Source organism: Shouchella miscanthi (genome assembly GCF_007725405.1).
Classification (GTDB): domain Bacteria; phylum Bacillota; class Bacilli; order Bacillales; family Bacillaceae_D; genus Shouchella; species Shouchella hunanensis.
On sequence record NZ_CP042163.1, the window covers coordinates 294,651 to 311,762 of the forward strand.

At 40.3% G+C, this 17,112-nt stretch carries 17 protein-coding genes; 13 read left to right on the forward strand and 4 right to left on the reverse strand.

The genetic code is table 11. The features are described from left to right. Positions 1–57: 57 nt before the first annotated feature. Positions 58–1,956: a BCCT family transporter gene (locus tag FPV17_RS01580; RefSeq protein WP_144557570.1), complete on the reverse strand. Its 1,899-nt coding sequence runs from the start codon at positions 1,954–1,956 to the stop codon at positions 58–60. A 328-nt stretch (positions 1,957–2,284) separates the two neighbouring features. On the opposite strand from FPV17_RS01580, the gene FPV17_RS01585 reads away from it, so the two are divergent. The 4 genes from FPV17_RS01585 (at position 2,285) to FPV17_RS01600 (ending at position 5,808) form a co-directional block, all read left to right on the forward strand. Continuing rightward, complete coding sequence (locus tag FPV17_RS01585; protein WP_035394401.1) at positions 2,285–3,148, forward strand: alpha/beta fold hydrolase; 864 nt, start codon at positions 2,285–2,287, stop codon at positions 3,146–3,148. Positions 3,149–3,517: 369 nt separating this feature from the next. After that, positions 3,518–4,741 (forward strand): NupC/NupG family nucleoside CNT transporter, encoded by a 1,224-nt coding sequence (locus FPV17_RS01590; protein ID WP_144557572.1) that lies wholly within the window; start codon positions 3,518–3,520, stop codon positions 4,739–4,741. A 59-nt stretch (positions 4,742–4,800) separates the two neighbouring features. Then, positions 4,801–5,262 carry a GNAT family N-acetyltransferase gene (locus FPV17_RS01595; protein WP_144557574.1) on the forward strand — a complete coding sequence of 154 codons (462 nt, stop codon included), beginning with the start codon at positions 4,801–4,803 and terminating at the stop codon, positions 5,260–5,262. Between the two features lie 60 nt (positions 5,263–5,322). Next, on the forward strand, positions 5,323–5,808 hold the full coding sequence (locus tag FPV17_RS01600) for a ribonuclease H-like YkuK family protein (RefSeq protein ID WP_144557576.1): 486 nt from the start codon (positions 5,323–5,325) through the stop codon (positions 5,806–5,808). 10 nt (positions 5,809–5,818) lie between these two features. Here FPV17_RS01600 and FPV17_RS01605 read toward each other — a convergent pair whose 3' ends face one another. Next, positions 5,819–6,022 carry a CotD family spore coat protein gene (locus FPV17_RS01605; protein ID WP_144557578.1) on the reverse strand — a complete coding sequence of 68 codons (204 nt, stop codon included), beginning with the start codon at positions 6,020–6,022 and terminating at the stop codon, positions 5,819–5,821. Positions 6,023–6,150: 128 nt separating this feature from the next. After that, entirely contained in the window at positions 6,151–7,242 is a 1,092-nt protein-coding gene (locus FPV17_RS01610) for an AI-2E family transporter (protein ID WP_328236896.1), read from the reverse strand. Positions 7,243–7,414: 172 nt separating this feature from the next. On the opposite strand from FPV17_RS01610, the gene FPV17_RS01615 reads away from it, so the two are divergent. From FPV17_RS01615 to FPV17_RS01640, 6 genes are all read left to right on the forward strand, one after another. Then, positions 7,415–8,953 carry an NAD(P)H-hydrate dehydratase gene (locus FPV17_RS01615; RefSeq protein ID WP_144557582.1) on the forward strand — a complete coding sequence of 513 codons (1,539 nt, stop codon included), beginning with the start codon at positions 7,415–7,417 and terminating at the stop codon, positions 8,951–8,953. Between the two features lie 55 nt (positions 8,954–9,008). Then, positions 9,009–9,596, forward strand: a complete 588-nt coding sequence (locus FPV17_RS01620; RefSeq protein ID WP_035394386.1) for a PepSY domain-containing protein — start codon at positions 9,009–9,011, stop codon at positions 9,594–9,596. Positions 9,597–9,694: 98 nt separating this feature from the next. Further along, positions 9,695–10,354, forward strand: a complete 660-nt coding sequence (locus FPV17_RS01625; protein WP_144557584.1) for a Type 1 glutamine amidotransferase-like domain-containing protein — start codon at positions 9,695–9,697, stop codon at positions 10,352–10,354. Then, positions 10,351–10,857, forward strand: a complete 507-nt coding sequence (locus FPV17_RS01630) for a GNAT family N-acetyltransferase (protein ID WP_144557586.1) — start codon at positions 10,351–10,353, stop codon at positions 10,855–10,857. Before FPV17_RS01625 ends, FPV17_RS01630 begins: the two co-directional genes overlap by 4 nt. Before the next feature lie 155 nt (positions 10,858–11,012). Next, the gene (locus tag FPV17_RS01635; RefSeq protein WP_144557588.1) at positions 11,013–11,765 is read left to right on the forward strand and encodes a MerR family transcriptional regulator; all 753 of its coding nucleotides are present in this window, start codon (positions 11,013–11,015) and stop codon (positions 11,763–11,765) included. Positions 11,766–11,769: 4 nt separating this feature from the next. Further along, the gene (locus FPV17_RS01640) at positions 11,770–13,512 is read left to right on the forward strand and encodes an ABC transporter ATP-binding protein (RefSeq protein WP_144557590.1); all 1,743 of its coding nucleotides are present in this window, start codon (positions 11,770–11,772) and stop codon (positions 13,510–13,512) included. A gap of 45 nt (positions 13,513–13,557) precedes the next feature. Here the strand turns inward: FPV17_RS01640 and FPV17_RS01645 are convergent, their stop codons facing one another. Next, positions 13,558–14,058 carry a DinB family protein gene (locus tag FPV17_RS01645; RefSeq protein WP_144557592.1) on the reverse strand — a complete coding sequence of 167 codons (501 nt, stop codon included), beginning with the start codon at positions 14,056–14,058 and terminating at the stop codon, positions 13,558–13,560. Positions 14,059–14,302: 244 nt separating this feature from the next. Here FPV17_RS01645 and catA point away from each other — a divergent pair, with 244 nt between their 5' ends. The 3 genes from catA to murQ all read left to right on the forward strand — a co-directional run bounded on the left by catA (position 14,303) and on the right by murQ (position 17,099). Then, complete coding sequence (catA, locus tag FPV17_RS01650; RefSeq protein ID WP_035394373.1) at positions 14,303–14,953, forward strand: type A chloramphenicol O-acetyltransferase; 651 nt, start codon at positions 14,303–14,305, stop codon at positions 14,951–14,953. A 93-nt stretch (positions 14,954–15,046) separates the two neighbouring features. Further along, positions 15,047–15,982: an NADP-dependent oxidoreductase gene (locus FPV17_RS01655; protein WP_144557594.1), complete on the forward strand. Its 936-nt coding sequence runs from the start codon at positions 15,047–15,049 to the stop codon at positions 15,980–15,982. A gap of 226 nt (positions 15,983–16,208) precedes the next feature. Next, on the forward strand, positions 16,209–17,099 hold the full coding sequence (murQ, locus tag FPV17_RS01660) for an N-acetylmuramic acid 6-phosphate etherase (protein WP_144560388.1): 891 nt from the start codon (positions 16,209–16,211) through the stop codon (positions 17,097–17,099). Positions 17,100–17,112 lie beyond the last annotated feature (13 nt).

Here is a 17,112-nt window from a genome sequence, read left to right on the forward strand (position 1 = left end):
TATAAAAAAACACGTCCTTCTTTATGTACAAAGGAGGACGTGTTTTTCTGTTTATCATTAGATGGTTCTGCGCAAAATTTCTTGTACTGCTTCTTTTTGTTCAATCTCCACGAGAATGTATAGGTAGTCTCCAGCTTGAATCATTGTACTCCCTGTTGGGGAGAGCATAGAATCCCCACGTTCAATCGCACTTACGTTTACATGTGCAGGAAATTTAATCTCTGCAAGTGTTTTTCCGGCAATCCATGAATCGTCAGTTGTTTGAAAATGAACCATTTCTGCTGTTGCTCGACCATTTGCTAATAGCTCTCGTTTTAATTCCTCACGCCACTCAGACGTTAATTCTTTCTTTAAATCTTCGTATGCTTCTTCTTTCATTGCTTTCTTCAGTTCGTCATCATGGGCATTTTGCTTTCGACGTTGATCGGTCTTCCAATCCCGTGTAAGCATTGTCCCCATTGCAATAAGCATAAAGACGAGAATGAAAGCGAATGGAAGCGCAGCTGTGAGTGCGGCGGTTTGTAGGGCATCGAGTCCACCATCTCCACTTACGAGAAGAACAGAAGCGGTACCGGCAATGAGAACCCCCCATAAGATTTTCAACTTAAAGCTTGGATTTAACGATCCGTTGGACGTCATAGAGCCAAGGACGAAAGCGGCGGAGTCAGCCGATGTGACAAAGAAAATGCCTACGACGATTACAGCTAGTATGCTTGAAATCATGGTTAAAGGAAGCTGATCAAGCAAATAGAATAACGTTAATTCAACTTCGTTTGTTGCTACAGACGCCATATCAAAGACTCCGCTTAGCTGGATATCAAGGGCAGTCCCTCCAAAGACGGAGAACCAAATAACGGCCATCACCGTTGGAACGAGAAGAACACCAGCAATAAACTCTCGTATCGTACGGCCTTTTGAAATACGGGCAATAAATAAGCCAACAAATGGAGACCAGGACATATGCCAAGCCCAGAAAAAAATCGTATTTGCCCCTAACCAACCGTCATCGCTATAAGGATCCATTGAAAAAGACATGGAAACAACGTTTGCGGCATAGCTTCCAAGGGTCGTCACCATACTTTCTAAAAGCGTAATGGTTTGACCAGCGAATAAAACAAAAAACATTAATATTCCTGCTAGAACAAGATTTAAATTGGTTAATCGTTTAATGCCTTTATTAATCCCGCGGACAGCTGAGAATAGAAATAAAAATGTAATAACAGCAATAATACTTAATTGTAATGGAATCCCATTTTCAAGGGGAGATAAAAAGGATATCCCACCTGAGATTTGTAGCGCGCTAATGCCAAATGTGGTTGCCACACCTGCGCAAGTTGAAATGACAGCTAATAAATCAATTCCCTTTCCCATCCAACCATCTGTTTTGTTTCCAAGCAATGGGTAGAAAGCAGAACTGATTAGAGCGGGGCGATTTTTTCGAAACTGTACATAAGCGAGGGTTAAACCAACTACTGAGAACGCTCCCCAAGCGTGCAGTCCCCAATGAAATACCCCGTAACGAAGACCGACTTCTGCTGCATCTCCACCTTGTTCAGGTAAACTAAACGAATAACCTGGTGGCTGTTCAGCATAATAAAGAATTGGTTCAGCTACTCCAAAGAATACAAAGCCGACGCCTAATCCAGCTGCAAACAACATTCCGACCCATGAAATAAACGAATGTTCCGGGCGATCATTGTCTTTCCCTAACCGAAGTTTTCCGAATGGGGATAAGGCCACAACGAGTCCGAATAAAATGAACAAGCTAGCAATGGTCATATAGAACCAACCGAAGTTTTCAATGATCCAATCAAGTGCTGACTCTGCCGTTGTCCCTAAGTGACTTGGACTAATGATTCCCCATAATACAAACAGAACGATAATAATCGTCGAGGAAATTAATACAAACGGCGAGGCTTGTTCTTTCAGGCTTTCCTTTTTAGGTGTACTGGCCATAAGCAACAACTCCTTTAATCTGTATTTACTATGTAAAAAAGATTTGTATTTCCGATATCCATACCCTAACAGAAGAAAGTTACAACATCAATTTTAAAAATACATACTATTTCGTTTTGTTTTTACAATAAAGAAAGAGGACGTGTCTGGATTAGGTTGCTTTGTCGTTTTGTCACAAGGTTTACTCTTACAACGTAGTCTATGTAGAAATTGGTATGAATTTGTAGATAAAAATTAGTTAAATGCCCGTTGACTTTCCATGTGAAGGGGAGTAATATTCATCTTAGATTTTTTTTACAAACTACTATAGAAAAAGGAGATAGTCATCATGGAGAGAGGCGTTGCTTCTTTTACGTATGAGGATTTGACTTTAGAGTATTCGATTACGGGAGAAGGAGAACCGATATTATATTTACATGGTGGTCATTCCAATTGTTTAGAACAACTTGGTTTAGAAGAGCTTGTTGAGCAAGGGTATTCGGTTATTATTCCTTCTAGAGCAGGTTACGGTCATACATCAAAGAGAATCGGAAAATCATTGGAAACAGCATGCAGTTTTTATATTGAGCTTTTAAATGAGTTGCACATTGAAAAAGTGCACGTTATTGCCGCTTCAACAGGCGGCCCTTCAGGTATTTATTTAGCAAGCCATTATCCCGAGCGTGTCAAAACGTTTACACTACAAGGGGCTGTAACGAAGCCGTGGAAAGAATCGAGAAAGCGTGACGCACTTATTAGTCGTTTTTTATTCTATCCCTATGTGGAAAAATTTGTTTGGAAAGGTGTGTCCAGTTTAGCGCGATTTTCACCAGATATCGCCTTCAAAACGATTGCGCCGATTTATAGTAAGTTGCCTTACGAAGAAATTAAGGCGCGAACCTTATCCAGAGACTGGTATTTGTTTGATCGAATGACGGAATTTCAGCGCTCTAGACATGGGTTCTTAATTGATATGCACCAAATCAGACGATCGTTAGAAGAAGAACTTGATTCCATTCAAGCACCAACGCTTATTGTGCATAGCGTTAATGACGCAATTGTTCCTTTAGAGCATGCAGAATATGCAAAAGGGCATATTCAAACAGCAAAACTATGTTGTTTAAACACGTGGGGGCACTTACTCTCGTTAGGAAAAGGTTCTGAAGAGCACAATAATGAAGTGATTGGCTTTTTAAATCAACACTCTGCATAAGCTGTACCAGACGATTAATGATGATATACATGAAAAAAAGCGCGCCGATTGCACCGCTTTAGCGAGTTCTTTTAGAATTCTAGCTAGGGAAGCAACGATGTGCTTTTTCTTTTATGTTGAAAAAATTCAACCGTTGTGAAGGCTTATAAGGGATGGTTATGGCTGAATCTATACATTTTTTCCTATATTTATGTATTGTAGAAATGATTCTTAGTATTGTAACTTTTTATGAACGCATTGACTTCCTTACTCGCTTTTCATAAGCTGAATCTTGTCAGGTTATAATATTTTTTGAAGAAAAATGCAAGAATTTCATACTTAAGGGAATAGTAAGGCGCAATGAAGACAAATTGCGTCGGGGAGGCTAATATGAACGTTTTATGGGGTATTATGGGCATTGTCATTTTACTTGCCTTTGCTTTTTTACTTTCTACAAATAAGAAAGCGATTAACTGGCGAACGGTTTTGACTGCTCTAGCTTTACAAATTGTTTTTGCATTTATTGTATTATGGACGGATATAGGAAGCTACGTGCTTGAGCAAGTAACAAGAGGTGTACAAGCTGCTATTGATACTTCAGGTGCAGGAATTGATATGCTATTTGGGGGAATCTTTGCAGTTGAAGGGGTCGGAATGATCTTTGCATTCCAAGTGTTACCTGTTATTATCTTTTTCTCTGCTGTTATTAGTGTATTATACCACTACGGCATCATGCAATTTATTGTTCGTTATCTTGGTGGGGGGATCTCTCGATTACTACAAACGAGCCGCGCTGAATCTGTTTCTGCAACGGGGAATATTTTCGTTGGACAAACAGAAGCACCTTTAATGATTAAGCCTTATTTAAATAAAATGACTGCTTCGGAGCTATTCGCAGTTATGACAGGTGGTATGGCAACAGTAGCCGGATCTGTTATGGCAGGGATCTCATTGATGGGTATTCCGTTAGAATACTTAATCGCTGCAACGTTTATGGCTGCGCCTGGTGGGCTATTAATGGCCAAAATGATTGTACCTGAAACAGAAGTAAGTGAAACAAAAGATACCATTAATTTAAAAGTAAAAAGTGAGTCTCGTAACTTTATTGATGCAGCATCAAATGGTGCGCTTGACGGCTTGAAATTAGCATTAAATGTTGGTGCGATGCTAATTGCCTTTGTATCATTGATTGCATTAATTAACCTCTTATTATCATTTGTAGGAAACGGTATTCTTGGACTGGGTGTTATTACGTTAGAAGAAATCCTTGGCTTTGTTTTTGCGCCAGTTGCGTGGATTATTGGCGTTCCTTGGGGTGAAGCGCTACAAGCTGGTTCCTTTATCGGTCAAAAAACGATTGTAAATGAATTTATCGGTTTTGAAGCATTAACAAGCGCTGCTGGTGATTTATCTGAACGTACCTTCATTATTACATCGTTTGCGCTTTGTGGGTTTGCGAATATCTCTTCTATTGCGATTTTACTTGGTGGACTTGGTGGCATGATTCCAGAACGTCGTCCGCTTATTGCAAAATATGGTGTGAAAGCCCTTATTGCTGCGACACTTGTTAACTTAATGAACGCAACGATTGCGGGAATGTTAATTGGTGGGTAATATAGTAAAGACAGTCTTATGGCTGTCTTTTTTTTATTATTTGAGGAGTGTGAGACGATATGCAGGTTGTAAAAGCGACTTTAGAGGATGCAGAAACCATTTTAGCCTTACAAAAAGTAGCTTATCAAAGTGAGGCAGCTCTTTATAATGACTATACGATCTTACCTTTACACGAAACAATTGAGAATGCACAGGAAGCTTTCTCAAGTCATCTAATTTTAAAAGCATTAGACGATCAAGGCAGCATTCTTGGGTCTGTAAGAGGAAAAATAGAAAATGGCGTAACAAAGATTGGGAAGCTTATGGTTCACCCGTCAGCACAAAATCAGGGTGTAGGTAGAGCCCTTATGGAAGCTATAGAAAAAGAGCTTCCTTCTCCAACATATGCATTATTTACAGGGTCCAAAAGTGAAAAAAACTTATTTCTCTATCAAAAATTAGGGTATACGATTGTGTCTTACGGTTCATTACCTGGTGAAGCCACTTTATTTGCTTTTTTAGAAAAGCGTAGTGAGCACTAGGCTTATTTTCTTACTCACTTGCATACAATGAACAAGGTCATAGTGTAAGTGAGGTTTTACATGCCTGATTATCGTACAGAGACTCGTTTAGAAAGACAGTATTTACTTCGTGATATCTTTACACGCATTGCAGCTTATTTAAACACTCATGGCTCTGAACCCTGCCATATTATTGTCGGGACAGATTCTCAAGTTCACGCACAAACCACTCGTTTCGTTATAGGTGTTGTCATCCTTTCAAGCACTAAGCAAATGTGGACAGGTACACATCGATTAACAAAGCCTTATAAAATACATTCCATTTACGAACGGTTGCTTTATGAAACCCTATTAACAGAAGACGTGCTAACCGCATTACGAGTGAATGTAGGGAAAAAGCCAAACATTACGTTCGAAGCGCATTTAGATATTAGTGGAGAAAATCAATTTTATTCAGCCCGCTATGCAAAAGAGTTAAGTGAGCGCTTACTGCGAATAGGTTTTTCGGCGAGGTTAAAGCCCTATGCTTATGTAGCTAGTCATTATGCCAATCGGTATACAAAATAAACCGCCACGATTAGCGAGGCGGTTGTCTCCAGGGCTGCTGTATGTTGATAGGTGGTGGGGGTAATTCTCTGTTCACAAACGACTCTGTATGAGGGTATTGATGAACGTGTCGGTAGACTTTATTTGTGATATAGTGAGTAACGACAGGTTGAATTTCACGGACAACATATTCTTCTACATGTGGTCGTTGTAGGTGCTTAGGTCGATGAAACATCTACACATACCTCCTTTGCTATATGTAGTCTATGTGGAAATGGTAAAAGCGGTATAGGCGTATACGTACCCATACAGAACAGGTATGAAATAAAGACCGTTTCGCGTTTTGCGAAACGGTCTTTATAATCAAGTTCTCTTTGGGGTGGATCGCATTCGAATTCGTATTAATCGATACGTATGCTGCACAATGACCTTACCAACCGCATAAGTCGGTACAGCAAGTAGAATGCCAATAAAGCCTGCGAGTTGGCTCGCTACAAGTAAGACGAAAATAATGGTCAGTGGGTGAACAGCAAGTTGGCGTCCCATAATTTGTGGAGAGAACACATTGCTTTCAATTTGCTGAATAATTACGACACCGCCAATAACGAGCAGCGCTGTAAAAGGTGAATCAAATAATGCGACCACAACAGCTGGAGCAGTCCCGATCCAAGGTCCAATAAAGGGAATAACGTTTGTAAATAAGGCAACAAGTGCTAAGATTAACGCGTAATCTAAGCCTAAAATTAAGTACCAAATTAAACAAAGTACCCCAACACATGCACTCACAAGGAGCTGTCCTTGAATATAACTACTTAATGCATTATCTAAATCGCTTAATACGCGCTTACCTTCTTCTTGTTCTCTTGCTGGAAATTGGTTAATGACCATCATTGGTGCTTTATTTCCTTCTTTAAGCATGTAGAACAGAACAAAAGGGATAATCACAACGACAATAACAAAGTTTGCTACCGCACCAATAAAGGATCCGATGCTATCAACGGCAGATTCTAAATAACCTTGCAAGTTCTCCGATAAGGTATTCGAAATATTCTCGAGAGAAAAATCCATGGAGTCGAGCACATTTTGAAAGGCTGGCTGTTCTTGTAAGCCTTCAAAGAATTCTTGTACCATGTTTGCGTACCTTGGAATGTTGTTAACAAACGACATAATTTGGTTCTGAATGATTGGTCCTATATACAGCACGGCGCTTGTTAGTAGACCGATTAAAACAAGAAACACAATTAAGATTGAAACGCCACGATGTATTTTTTTACTGAGTATATTAACGAACGGTCTCAGTAAGTAATAGATAATGAGCGCAATGACAATTGGAGCAAACAATGTCTGAAACAAAACCGCTATTGGCCTGAAAATAAAATCTACGAGCGAGCCTAAATAGATAATCAGAAAAATAATGATAATCCAACAAGCGAATCGAAACGCTTTACTCTCCATCAAGGTATGTATGCCCTCCTTCCATTTCCTTCTCATGTGTATTCAAAAGAGATTTGTAAAAACACTATATCACAAAATACCTGAAATCCAATGAAATTTCCATTTCTACAGTTTGAAGTTGCTAGAATAGGGAATATCTCAAATACTATGATCCACTAAAAGGGTGAGCGCAATGCGAATAGTAACCGGAGAAGAAATGGCAAGCGTTGAAGCGATTACCATGAATAAAATTGGTTTACCTGGTGTTGTGTTAATGGAAAATGCAGGCAGAGAGATTGCCCGTAAGCTGATCGAGCAGTACGGTGATAAACGCTATTTACTATTAATAGGTGCAGGGAATAATGGCGGAGACGGTTTTGCTGTTGCACGAATGCTAATGGAGCAAGGGATCACTGTCATGACATGTATTATACCGGATGAAAGTCGCTTCGGTGGGGATGCAAAGCAACACAAGCGAATATATGAGCAGAGTGGTTACAGATGGAAGTACTGGCATGATATCGAGTCAGAATGGTTGGAACTGCTTTGCGAAATAGATGTTATTGTTGATGCGATGATCGGAACTGGGATAAAGGGTTCGCTAAAAGATCCTTATCCAGCTATTATAAAACAACTAAATCGGTCACAGAAGGAGATTGTATCCATTGATTTACCGACTGGCGTACCGGCAGATGAAACAGCGATTGCTCATGAAGCGGTGTATGCAGGCAAGACGTATTCATTACAGCTCATGAAGCTAAGCTATTTTTTAGAAGCGACAAAACCATTTTACGGGAAGATGGAAGTGTTGCCAATTGGTGTGCCACCAGCTACGTTCAAGCACCTTGAAAAGCAACGTTGCGTCTGGGGAGAGGAAGAAGTTTTTCATAGCTGGTTTACCTCTAGTTCGTTTGCACATAAAGGGAAGAATGGTCGGATTGGTATTATCGCCGGAAATGACAACATGCCTGGTGCAGCAAGTCTTGTCACGACGGCGGCGGTTCAAAGTGGTGCAGGCTTAACAACTGTTGGAACAACCCGTCCTGTCATCCAAGCCATTGCCACTCATGTGAAAGAGGCAATGTTTACGACGCTATCCTCGGATAAAGACGGGATATTGGCTCCTACAGAAAGCGAACTGTTAGCATTTTATGAGAATAAGACGGTTTTAACAATTGGACCAGGTATTGGAAGAGGAGGGCATGTGAAGGACGTTGTCTCACATGCGATTACTCATTTTAAAGGACCATTAATTTTAGATGCAGATGCTTTACATGTCGTTCCAAGCTGTCTTGAGTCCATACGTAAGCGTCAAGCACCTTTAATTATAACGCCCCACCCTGGAGAGATGTCGATGCTGACAGGCTATGGAGTCGAGCACATAAAGCAGAGGCGATTTGAAGTTGCTGAGGCGTTCGCACGGACAAATGGGATCTATGTCGTTTTAAAGGGACCTCATACGATTGTAGCGATGCCTGATGGCTTTCTGACTGTCAATATGTCAGGGAATGAAGGGTTAGCTAAAGGGGGATCGGGTGACGTATTAACTGGTATGATAACTGCATTGGTTACGAGGCAAAAAACGCAAGTCGCTTTATCGACTTCTGTTTATTTACACGGTTATGCAGCTGATTTATATAAAGAAGAAGGATGGAGTACAGATAGCATTACGCCAAGTCATTTAATTGCTAAACTGCCGGATGCGTTTAAAGTGGTAACATCAAAGTCATGATAGTGGGTAAAACTGGGCATACTGATACAATCATAGGAAAAGGAGTCTAGACACAATGAAAAAAACACCATTTATGTATATGACGGTATTTACTGCTCTATCACTGCTCGCTGCTTGTAATCAAGATGAGGGTCCAGGTGAAATGAACCCTAATCCAGAGCCTGGAACTGTAGAAGAAGACAATGGCGCACAAGAGAATGAAACGATGATGTCGTATATTCGTTTAGATGATGCGCTACAACATTTTAACAATGCGTTTCCAGATGCATCACTTACATCTGTTAAGTACGATGCTCAAAATCTACATTATGAATTAGATGGTATAGATGACGATTCCGAATATGAACTGGTCATACATGCAGAAACGGAAGAAGAGATCAATCAACAAACAGAACCTCTCGATGCTGAAGATGCTGGAGGTGTTGAACGTGAAAGAGAAGCCATTGAGTTAGAGGGTTTAATTGAACCAACTGATGCTGTAGGGACTGCTCAAAATGAAATTTCTGGTGCGATGAGAAGTTGGGAGCTCGAACGAGACGGAAACCGAATTTACTATGAAGTGAAAATTGAAGTAGACCAGGAAGAACACGAAGTAACCATTGATGCCGAATCCGGAGAGATTATTGAAATTGATCGAGATTAAAAGAGTGTAAGGTGCTTATGTAACAAATAGGCACCTTATTTTTTATGCTTCTTACGATAAATGCTATGATTGGATAAAGACAATAGGGGGGGGAACGAATGAGTACCCATCTTTTTTTATTTGGAAGCGGGCCTCCGTTTACAGAAAAATTAGGTAAGCGTTTCGTCGAGGTCATGAGAGAGAAAACATGCATCATTTTTGTTATCGATCGACCTGGAATTAATGATTATCGTAAAATGTACGAGGGAATGTTGAAGTCGTTAGGGGTGCATTGTTTATTTCGCCCGCTGCCAGCAGTGTCAGAGCAGGGAATTTGCGATGAATTGAAGGCTTGCGGAGGGATTATAATCGGCGGTGGAAATACAGAGAAATACATAGATGAATTGGTGGAAACAACGATTGGTCCAACGATTAGAGATCAATTTCATACAGGTATTCCTGTTGCTGGGTTTTCCGCAGGCGCCATTATGAGCATGGAGAAAAGCATGATATCGGCTAAAGACCATCCAAGTAAACGTTTAAACGTGCGGAAGGGATTAGGTTTGCAACAGCAAACACAAGTGGCCGTTCATTTTAGTGAATGGAAGGAAGAGGAACATTTACGTATGATAACGAAAGACTATGGGATTGAAGGGTTTGGTATTAATGAAAAATCTGGTATTTATTTTAAAAACGGAACAAAAGAAATGATTGAAGGATCAGGTGTTTACAAGATTCATGCAGGTGTTTTACACAAGCTGGAGGTAGAAAACAGATGAACATCGTTTATCGGGAAGCTAGAAAAAAAGACGCAAAAAGCATGATCGACCATGTGAAGTTTGTTTTCACGGAGAACCCTACTTTTTATGGAACGCGGGCAGATGAATTTCAAATGACTATTGAACAAGAAGAACAATGGATAGAAAAACATCAGAAACATGGCTTTCTTTATTTGGCAGAAATAGATGACGTAATAGCGGGAATGATTCATTTCCTCCCTTCAAAAAGCAAACGTTTTTCCCATCAAGGTATGGTAGGCATTAGTATAAAGGAGTTTTATGCAGGGCAAGGAATTGGTACTGAATTAATGACTCGCCTTTTACGCTGGGCAAAAGCTCAAGCGAATATTGAAAAGGTCTCATTGGAAGTTTTTTCCAATAATGAACGCGGTCTTTCTTTATATAAGAAGTTAGGCTTTCAAGAGGAAGGCCGATTAAAAAGAAATGCGCGTCTTGATGATGGTACATATGTAGATGATATTCGCATGGCGCAGTTTGTTTGAGTTACATACATTCGTGTGTTTCGGATTTCCGGAAGCCATAGAAGGCCGAAATCCGCTCAGGTTCCTTTTTAGAGATTGTTACAGTGTATAGAAAGATTCAGATTGACTGTTACGTTACGTTATAGGTTAGGCTAAGTAGAAGAAGGGGGGATTAGATGGAACTCACAATTGGTCCATTTGCAAAACAAGTAGGCACAACGGTTCGAACATTACGGTATTATGATCAAATTGGCTTACTTGTGCCACTTCGTTTGAACGATAAAAGTCAGAAGCTTTATACAAGCTTAGAATGGAAAACGTATCAGCAAATTGCTGTATGTAAATATTTAGGGATGACACTTGATGAAATTAAAGCACAGCTTGAAGATCGTATCATGAGTGGTGAAGAGTTGCTAGCCTTTCAAAAACAAGTGATTGAGAAAAAACAGACTGAATTAAATGAAACAATGAAACTTATCACAAGGGCGCAACGTTTATATGAAGTAGAGAACCCGATTAGCGGAGTGACCGATGAATTAACATTTAGTTTATTAGATGCATTTAGGCGTGAAAAAGATCAAATTCAAGCATTTAAACAGTATTTCTCTGGTGACAAAGCGATTGTTTCACAACTAGATAAATATAACGAACCATCGTTACAGCAAACAATGGATAAAGAAGGATTGCAGTTCTGTTTGAATGTCCATTGGGCCATGCAAAAAGGAGAAACACCGGACAGTCCTTATATAAGAGAATTGATTCAACGTTTAGTAGAACGTAACCCAGAGTTGAGAAAAATGATCGCAATTGTAAAAGATGATGCATTTATTCAAAAACATAGTGATTTGTTTAATCTGTATTTTCCAGAGGAGTTAGGCGACTTTATTTATACCGCGCTTACGAATTATATGCATGTGGAAGAGGAGTAATGAAATGGAAGAGAAACAGCATCAATCCATTAATATCAAAGCGTTTATTGCCATGATTCGGCCATTCTTACCACGAAAGCTATTGCTTGTGCTTGCAGTCGTCCTTGTTGTTTTTGAGACGGCGCTTGCTCTCATTGTACCGCTGTTAACCATGAACTTTATTGATGAGATGACGGTGATCGGGTTTGAGTGGTCAACCATAGCCTTATTAGGAGCTGTATTTTTAGCGCAGTTAGTTATGTCAGGAATCGCCATCTATACAATGGTCTATATCGGTCAAAAGGTCGTTTATTCTTTAAGAGAAACGGCTTGGAAGCGGATCTTGCACTTACCTGTTTCATTTTTTGATCGTCATTCATCAGGAGAAATGATGAGTCGCATGACGAATGATACCCTTGTCATTAAAGACTTTATGACGATGCAATTAATTCCTTTTATTTCGGGATTAATCTCTATTATCGGTTCAATTATTATTCTGTTTGTTTTAGACTGGAAAATTACCCTTATGATGCTAGCGGTAGTACCAGCATCCTTACTTGTCATGATGCCACTAGGTAGAAAAATGTATCGTGTCTCCCGCTCCTTACAGGATGAAACAGCTTCATTCCAAGGTGATTTAGGACGTGTGCTCGCTGATATTCGTCTTGTAAAGGCGTCTTTAGCTGAAGATCAAGAGAAACAAGTAGGCATTAATCGAATGGCAAATCTATTTGGTTTCGGTTTACGTGAAGGAAAGATCATGGCTGTCATCCAGCCAATTATGATGAGTTTAATGCTTATTATGCTCGTTGTGATTTTTGGTTATGGTGGAATGCGTGTTGCGGCTGACACATTAACAGCAGGGGCTCTTGTTGCCATTATCTTTTATTTATTTCAAATATCTGTTCCATTTACGCAGATGGCCAACTTCTTTACGCAATTACAGAAAGCACTGGGTGCAAGCGAACGGATGGAAACCATATTGAGTGCAGAAGTAGAACAAGATTCGTTAGAGACAACGAATACGGTTGAACAACTTGATGCGTTAGCCTTTCAAGATGTGTCGTTCCAGTATGCTGATGACAAAAAAATTCTTCAGCATGTTACCTTTACAGCTCGGGTTGGCGAAATGACAGCTTTTGTAGGCCCGAGTGGGGCTGGGAAAACGACGTTGTTCTCACTCATTGAACGATTCTATTTGCCAACAGATGGAACCATTCAGTACCGTGGTGTGTCAACAGCATCTATACCTCTTAATGAATGGAGAGAGAAGATTGCATATGTTTCACAAGACTCTCCTATTATGTCAGGGACGATACGAAGCAATTTAACGTATGGGTTGGAGCATGTTCCCAACGACTTTGTCGAGGAGGCCGTGCATGCTGCCAATTTAAAACAGTTTTTAGAAGGATTGCCTGATGGATTAGAAACAGAGGTTGGAGAGAGAGGCGTTCGTTTATCAGGTGGCCAAAAACAGCGACTCGCTATTGCAAGGGCAATGATACGAAATCCTAAAATTTTGCTTCTTGATGAAGCAACCGCACACTTGGATAGCGCGTCAGAAAAGCTCGTTCAAGAAGCACTTGAACGATTAATGACTGGACGTACAACGTTAGTCATTGCACACCGACTTGCGACTGTCCGCAACGCTGATCAATTAATTGTACTAGAAGGTGGCAAAGTAACAGGTTCAGGAACTCATCAAGAATTATTAGAGAAACACAGCTTGTATCAAGAGCTTGTTAAGCAGCAGCTTCATGTAGATTAAAGAAAGCGATCGCGACCTACCGTTAAAGAGGCGCGATCGCTTTTTTTAGGCATTTGGAAAAGACGGATCTGATTTTAATTCCCGGATTTGATCAATATGGCGTTGCTCGTGATATGTCCGTAAGTCAACCCATTGTTGTAGAGATAAACGACCAAAGACAGGATGCTTTGCTGATTGTTTATCAAGTCGATCCTGTTCAGTAGTCGCCACTTCTTCGTCAAGTAGCTGCTTTTCTTGCTGTAACCGCTCAAGCAAGGTAGTTTTAAAAAACGGGCCAGGGTTAGGGGCGACGATATCTGGAGCTTCAATTTTAATTGAACGGTCTAATGCTCGTTCAATTGGTTTAATCGGTGCTTCGTCTTCTTTATTTTTGGTTAGCGTGTATTGCAACGTTAATAAGACTTGATGATCCATTTTAATTAAGTGATCACATACTTCTCCAATGGTCCAATTCGAGTTAATACGGAAGTTAAGCTGTTCGTCTGTCAAAGCATCTAGTTCTTGTACTAATTGATTTCGAACATCCATTCTACTTACGTTAGGCATATCGCATGTCTCCTTTTTCAATCGATGTAGCTTGTTTTCGCTATTAACCGTGAAAGTCCTTGTCCCTTTTTGTTGAATCAAAGTGATTTTAGTGTAAAATACGATAAAAGATAACCTATCATCACGCGATGGTACAGTCGTTCAGTTAATCGCAAAAGTCACTGTCATAAAGGAGTGAGTAGATGGTTAAAACAGATAAGCTAGCCTCCTAAACTAGAAACGATTTCATTTAGGAGGCGGAAATATGACATTTACAGTGATAAATCGAAGAAGATGGAAGCGCGAAGAAATGTTTGCGCATTATATAAAGCAAAAGACCACATTTAGCATAACAACGGAGCTCCAAGTAGATGTGCTGTACAAAAGGGTGAAGCAAAAAGGATATAAATTTTATCCGGCCTTTCTCTATATGGTGACATCTGTTGTTAACAATCATGTAGCCTTTCGAATGAGCTTTAACCAAGAAGGAGAGCTTGGCTATTGGTCTCACCTTGAACCGGTCTATACGATTTTTCATGAGAAGACAAAGCTTATCTCAGGTATTTGGACGTCAATGAATAAACACTTTGGTCACTTTCATACATCTTACTTACAGGATGCTATGACGTATCAAGGTAGCCAAGCGCTTTTTCCAAAAAAGCAGGTGCCTGAAAATGCGGTTTCCATTTCAATGATACCGTGGACATCTTTTACAGGGTTTAACTTAATGATTCATCAAGACATCAATCATCTTCTTCCTATCGTTACTGCTGGGAAGCTAATTGAAAAAAATCAATCGCTCTACTTGCCTGTATCATTACAAGTCCACCATGCTGTTTGCGATGGATACCATGCAAGTGTCTTTATGAACGATTGTCAACGAATGGCTAATCAAGCACATGAATGGTTGAAATAAAGCGTAAACACCAATTCTAAAAAGAATTGGTGTTTTTCATTCGATTGAAATTTCATTTTCAGGGAATGAATAATGTAGGAAAGGAGTGTTAGAATGCGTGCAGTAGCAATTGATCAGTATGGTGGGATTGAACAGCTGAAAGAAATAGAAATGGAAAGACCAACGGTAGAATCGGGACAGGTACTCGTTCGTTTAGAAGCGACATCGATTAACCCAATTGATTGGAAGCTCCGTGAAGGATACTTACAGCAGATGCTAGATTGGTCCTTTCCCATTGTGTTAGGTTGGGATGCGGCTGGTGTTATTGAAGAGGTAGGAGAAGAAGTAACAGAGTGGAAAGTAGGAGATCGGGTTTTTGCTCGTCCAGAAACGACGCCACATGGCACGTATGCCGAATTTGTAGCCGTGGACGCCCATTTATTGTCTTTTATACCTGATAATATGACTTCTGTAGAGGCGGCAGCTGTTCCTCTTGCAGGACTAACGGCATGGCAGTCACTCTTTACCTATGGCCATTTAACAAAAGGAGATCGAGTGTTAATTCACGCTGGCGCAGGTGGTGTCGGTCACCTGGCAATTCAACTAGCAAAACATGCAGGGGCATACGTTTATACGACCGCTAGTAAAAAAAACCATGAGCTCGTTAAAAAATTAGGGGCTGATGAAGTGATTGATTATAAAACGGAATCGTTTGAAGAGCGCTTATCCGAGCTAGATCTTGTTTTTGATACAGTTGGAGGAGATGTCCAGTTCAATAGCTACAAGGTGCTAAAAAAGAAAACCGGTCGACTTGTTACAATTGTGGGCGTACCAGACGAAAAGGAAGCCGCTAGGTACGATGTTAAAGCCCATGGTGTATGGCTAAAACCTGACGGTGAACAATTAAAACGGCTAGCAGGCCTTATGGAAGAAAGCCAGCTAAAAGTGGTCATTCATGCGTCTTATCCTTTTGGGGAAAAAGGAATAAAAGACGCCCACTCTCTTAGTGAAACGGGCCATGTATCAGGAAAAATCGTCATTACGTTTTAATGAAAGTGGAGTTCTTCTTTCTCGCAAAGAAGGACTTTTTTTTATTTTTTCTAACTGAAATAAAATTTTATTTATAATGATTTAATAATTGACATATAATTTCAGTAGAATGATAATAAGAGTAGGTAACAAGCTTTTAATGGACTCCTTTCAACTTTTCATGTGAATAACGTTCGTTAAAAGTGTTTTGGCTTATTAGGAACTAGAGTGAAGGATGTGAGCAGTGTTGTTAGACAAATTACAGACGGAACTACGAAACATTCGTTCCATGAATCTCGACGAAATGAATCGCTACGATATTCTCAAGTTAATGAATGAAGAAGATGCGACAGTGCCAACAGCAATTGAACGCGCACTTGAAGAAATTGAAGCAGCGACAACCCTTGTCATTGATTCCCTTTCTTCTGGTGGCAGGCTTATTTATGCTGGTGCGGGAACATCTGGACGTTTAGGCGTGCTAGATGCAGTTGAGTGCACACCAACATTTGATATGCCGGCAGAGCGGGTGTTAGGTCTTATAGCAGGAGGAGAGGGTGCTTTTTTAAAAGCAGTTGAAGGAGCTGAAGACGAGCGTATTCTTGGTGCGAATGAATGTAAGCGCATTAATGTATCCGAGAAAGATACTATTATTGCGTTAGCAGCAAGTGGGCGCACCCCTTATGCAATTGGTGTATTAGAGGAAGCAAACAAAAGGGGCGCTCATACGGTAGCGATTAGTTGTAATCGTCATGCAGAAATGAGTCCCTATGCAGATGTTGCGATAGAACTGGAAACGGGTCCAGAAGTACTGACTGGCTCAACCCGCTTAAAAGCAGGAACGGCGCAAAAGCTTGTATTAAACATGATTTCGACGGTTTCCATGATTGGTATTGGCAAAGTGTATCAAAATTTAATGGTAGATGTTCAGCCGACGAATGCAAAGCTTGTTGAACGCTCAAAACGAATTGTCATGGAAGCAACCGATGCGAATGCAGGAGATGCCGAACGTGCTTTACAAGAAGCGGATGGTCATGTGAAAACGGCGATCGTCATGCTACTGTTAGACTGCACTGGACACGAGGCAAAAGCGAAATTAGAAAAGGCGAATGGGTTTATTCGAAAAGCAGTGAATTCATAAGAGGAAGGTGAAG